Origin of the sequence: Lentzea indica, from assembly GCF_012184385.1 — a bacterium.
Taxonomy (GTDB): Bacteria; Actinomycetota; Actinomycetes; order Mycobacteriales; family Pseudonocardiaceae; genus Lentzea; species Lentzea indica.
The window spans coordinates 1-985 of record NZ_VSRL01000569.1; the positions used below are offsets into that span (position 1 = coordinate 1).

Annotated in this window: 1 pseudogene; it reads right to left on the reverse strand. The window is 75.1% G+C overall.

The annotated features are described in order from the left end of the window. Positions 1-812: pseudogene (locus FXN61_RS49650) on the reverse strand (hypothetical protein); the annotation flags it as partial. Positions 813-985 lie beyond the last annotated feature (173 nt).

The following is a 985-nucleotide window of genomic DNA, read 5'->3' on the forward strand; positions in this document are numbered from 1 at the left end:
GCCATGCGAGGTGACGCCCGCGGCGCCACCAGCCTGCATCGGTGCGCCACCGGAGTGGCCACCTGTCGTGAACTGACCGGCGGGGAAGCCACCACGCCCGGCACCACCGCCGCCACCCCCGCCTGAGCCGCCACCGCTCCCGCCTGAGCCGGCACCACCGAACGCGCCGGAACCGGTGGGGCGGGCGCACGGCAGAGCGAGGATCGGCGTTCGGGACACCGGGCACGGCGTTCGGCAGGTTCCGCGGGTTCGTGGCACCAGGCGCGCCGGTCGCGCTGGTCGCCGTGCGCGGCAGGTTCCGCGGATCGGTGGTGCCGGACGTGCTGGTCCGGGGCACGTTCTGCTGAGGCGTCCACGGGGCGGGCCGACCCGTACTGCTGCGGCCGGTACTCCGCCGGTGCCGAGTACCCGCTCACGCCCGGCGCGCTGTAGGCCGGGGCCGGTGGCTGGTAGGCCGACGCCGACGCGGCGGCCACCGCTGTGCTGTCGCCGGGAGGCTGGTACGCGGCCGGTTGGTACGAAGGCGGTGAGTGGACTGCCGCGGCGTCGTTCCCAGCAGGAGCCGAGTACGCGGCGGCCGGAGCCACGGGCGGCGCACCGCTTGGCGACGGTGGCGGCGCACTGGTGTCCGGAGTGGACTGCGTGCCGGTGGTGGGCGCACCCGCGGCGCCACTGAGCGACGGACCGTCGATCGAGCGGAACGCCATCGGCTGCGGCGGTTCCTCCACTTTGCCCGTCACGGGGTTGTACGGCAGCGTGAACGCGGGCGTGGTGGCGTCGATGTCGTGCGACAGCCGCTCCATCGTCTCCATCACGCCACGGCCTGTTCGTGCGCCGCGCGTGCCTTCTCGCTGGCGGCCTGCATGTCGGCCGTCGACGCGGTGAACCCGGCGAGCCCTGGGTCGCCCTGAGCGCGCGCCGCGGCGTCGGGGGTGAACGTGGACGGCTCCGGCATCCTCGCCCTGGCGCCCTCCATGATCCGGCC